This is a genomic window from Halobacillus sp. BBL2006 (assembly GCF_000786645.1).
GTDB lineage: Bacteria > Bacillota > Bacilli > Bacillales > Halobacillaceae > Halobacillus.
Genome location: NZ_JRNX01000178.1, coordinates 1 through 2,843 on the forward strand (window position 1 = coordinate 1; position 2,843 = coordinate 2,843).

Here is a 2,843-nt window from a genome sequence, read left to right on the forward strand (position 1 = left end):
TTCCTGTGGGGGAACCGGCGAGCTTCCTCGGGCAGCGCCCTGTGGGATGAGCATGACAGGTGAGACCCCGGAAGCGCAACCTGAGGAGGCTCAGCGCATGCCCGCGGAAAGGCAGTCGTTTTCCCCACCACCATCACCGCACATAAAAGTCTCGGAACCGAGTCTTCAACAATCGGGTGCTTTAGTTTATTAAGAAAAATCAACAGCCCTTATTTAGTGCACTTATCACGAAGCTCGTTCAAACTTTGCCAGCCGTACCCTAGTAATTGGTAGCTAACGCCGCTTAAAACAATCGCATCCTCAAGTACCCTCTTCGCACCTAACTTCTCGTAAAAACCCTTAGAGCGGTTATCTTTCAATATCCAAACAAGTAAAGAACGATAACCTCGCTTCTCCATATCATTCAACAGATAAAATAAGATAAGCTTTCCTATCCCTTTTTTCTGAGCTACCTTGAGCAAATAAATCGCATAAAGCTCACCATCAAACTGTGAGGACCCTCCTCGCTCTCCGCCACCGCTGGCGTACCCGACAATCTTACCTTCCTTTTCAGCTATATAAATAATCTCATCTTTTCCGTTAATCTTATCAGCCCATTTTTCCGTTCTTTTTTGAACAGACAAAGAATCCAAAAAGTCATCAGCTACAATTCCTTTGTACGTACTTTGCCAAGCACTTACGCTGACCTCAGCAATTCCACGGGCATCGTCAAAACACGCTTTTCTTATTTGCATCATGATTTCTCCCTTCCTTCTCTGTGTATAGAACGGTGAACTCCATCCAAACTATGAAAAAAGAAGGTGATCACCCTGGATAAGTTTGAATATGAAGCCGATATGAATGAGCATTATCATATGGAAAATGCGGAAGCTGAACAGGTTCTGGAAGATGTTGCGGTTTATAGAACGTTGATCGTCAACGTCGTTTTTATTGGAAAATCTGGATCTAAGGACTGGGTGCTACTCGATTGTGGAATTGGTCACTATGCAAAGCGGATCATCGAAGCTGCAAATAAACGTTTTGGAGACCAACCCCCGAAAGCGATTGTTTTGACCCATGGCCATTTTGATCACGTTGGCTCTGCGAAAAAGCTGGCGGATCATTGGAATGTACCCATCTACATCCACCCCATGGAAATGGATTATGTAACAGGAAAAAGAGATTACCCTGTCGGTAATGCAACCGTAGGAGGTGGGTTATTTTCAATCTTATCTCCCTTCTTCCCTACAGATCCTGTGGACTTAAGCAAGTATATCCATCCGCTCTCTCAAGACGAACCGCTGGCTTTTTTACAAGACTGGCGAGTCATTCATACGCCCGGTCATACTCCTGGTCATATTTCGCTGTTTAGAGATAAAGATCGGACATTACTTGCAGGTGATGCGATTATTACAGTTAAACAAGAATCAAGCATGGCTGTCTTCATTCAACATCAGCATGTTCATGGGCCACCTGCATACTTTACCCACAACTGGCAAGAAGCAGAGAAGTCCGTAAAAAAATTAGCCTCTCTGAATCCTAAAGTAGCTGTGACCGGTCACGGACTGCCTATGGAAGGTGAATTGCTCGCCCAGCAACTAAGCGAACTTGCGTTGAATTTTAAAGAGTTGGCTATTCCAAAAAACAGAAATAAGCTTCATTGAAAAGTGAAGGCAGGCTCGCAGCTTGTCTTCACTTTTTTAAAACTTTTATAAGTTTTTTTAAGCCTTCAAGTAAACGTGGGCTTGGTCTGCAAAATAATGACTCTTCTAACACATGAATACGATTGTTTTTAACCGCATCCAATTCCATCCAGCCTGGACGCTTTTTTAGAAGCTCCGGATTCATTTTCTCTTCCTTCACCCCTACCCACACCATGCATATATGATCTGGATTGCGCTTCTTCACTTCTTCCCAGTCAGTCTGGATATTAGCACCCGGGTCTGTATCAAAAACATTCCGAGCTCCTGCCAGCTCACTGATCTCTGTCAGCCAATTGGTTCTTCCAGGTGTGAAGATCGGTTTCGGCCACCATTCCCAATAGACAGAAGGCTTCTTGTCTAAGGATTCAGCTTCCTTTCGAAATTCTTCAATTTCTCTAAGAAATTCATCTGCTTTTAAGTTTCCCTCTTTCTCTATCCCGATTTCCTTCCCTACTTTTCTAATATCGCTGGCTATCTCATATAAATGGTTTGAATTTAATACAATGTAAGGCAAGCCTTTCTCTTTGAGACCTTCGATATTCTTTTCCATCCCTGGTACAGACAAACTTGCCAATACAAGATCCGGTTTCAGGTTTGCCACTTTTTCCATATCTATCGATAAATCAGGCCCAAGTTTTGGTAATTGCTTCACTTGATCTGGATAGTCAGAATAATTGTCGACACCAACCAACATGTCCGTTTGACCAAGATAAGCTACAATTTCAGTGTTACTGGGACAAATCGACACAATCCTCACAAATCCACCCCTTTTTTCAGAATGATCAGATGTTTCAATTTCTTTCATTATAGCTTATATTTGAAGCAGGGAAAATGATGAAAGGGATGAGCTAAAATGACCACCATGCTGCTCGATACGACTAAAGGAATCGTTGAATTTACATATAAAGGAGTAGGCCCTACAGTACTTTTACTAAAAGGTGGACACTCAACACGGGATACTGATTTGTCTCACAGCAGTCTCATCTATGAAGGCTTTTCTTTGTTGACTGTGTCACGACCAGGCTACGACTATACAGAAGTCTCAACTGGTAAGACACCAGAGGATTTCGCAGATACCATCGTTGAAATCCTTGATCACTTAGCCATTGATTCTGTGTTTGTAATTGCAATATCAGCGGCCGGGCCAACGGCTATCGCTCT

General features: G+C 43.1%; 4 protein-coding genes. 2 read left to right on the forward strand and 2 right to left on the reverse strand.

Annotated features, from left to right (window positions below):
• Window positions 1-209 precede the first annotated feature (209 nt).
• Window positions 210-737 carry a GNAT family N-acetyltransferase gene (locus LD39_RS06360; RefSeq protein WP_052158752.1) on the reverse strand — a complete coding sequence of 176 codons (528 nt, stop codon included), beginning with the start codon at window positions 735-737 and terminating at the stop codon, window positions 210-212.
• Between the two features lie 99 nt (window positions 738-836).
• Here LD39_RS06360 and LD39_RS06365 point away from each other — a divergent pair, with 99 nt between their 5' ends.
• Entirely contained in the window at window positions 837-1,643 is an 807-nt protein-coding gene (locus LD39_RS06365) for an MBL fold metallo-hydrolase (RefSeq protein WP_035544140.1), read from the forward strand.
• Between the two features lie 28 nt (window positions 1,644-1,671).
• Here the strand turns inward: LD39_RS06365 and LD39_RS06370 are convergent, their stop codons facing one another.
• Entirely contained in the window at window positions 1,672-2,439 is a 768-nt protein-coding gene (locus LD39_RS06370; RefSeq protein WP_035544133.1) for a cobalamin-binding protein, read from the reverse strand.
• Between the two features lie 96 nt (window positions 2,440-2,535).
• Here LD39_RS06370 and LD39_RS06375 point away from each other — a divergent pair.
• On the forward strand, window positions 2,536-2,843 hold a 308-nt coding region (locus LD39_RS06375), incomplete at its 3' end, for an alpha/beta fold hydrolase (RefSeq protein WP_035544136.1).

Coding starts and splice junctions, on each gene's coding strand:
- LD39_RS06360 (WP_052158752.1), bottom strand. CDS start 737: ATGATGCAAATAAGAAAAGCGTGTTTTGACGATGCCCGTGGAATTGCT.
- LD39_RS06365 (WP_035544140.1), top strand. CDS start 837: ATGAATGAGCATTATCATATGGAAAATGCGGAAGCTGAACAGGTTCTG.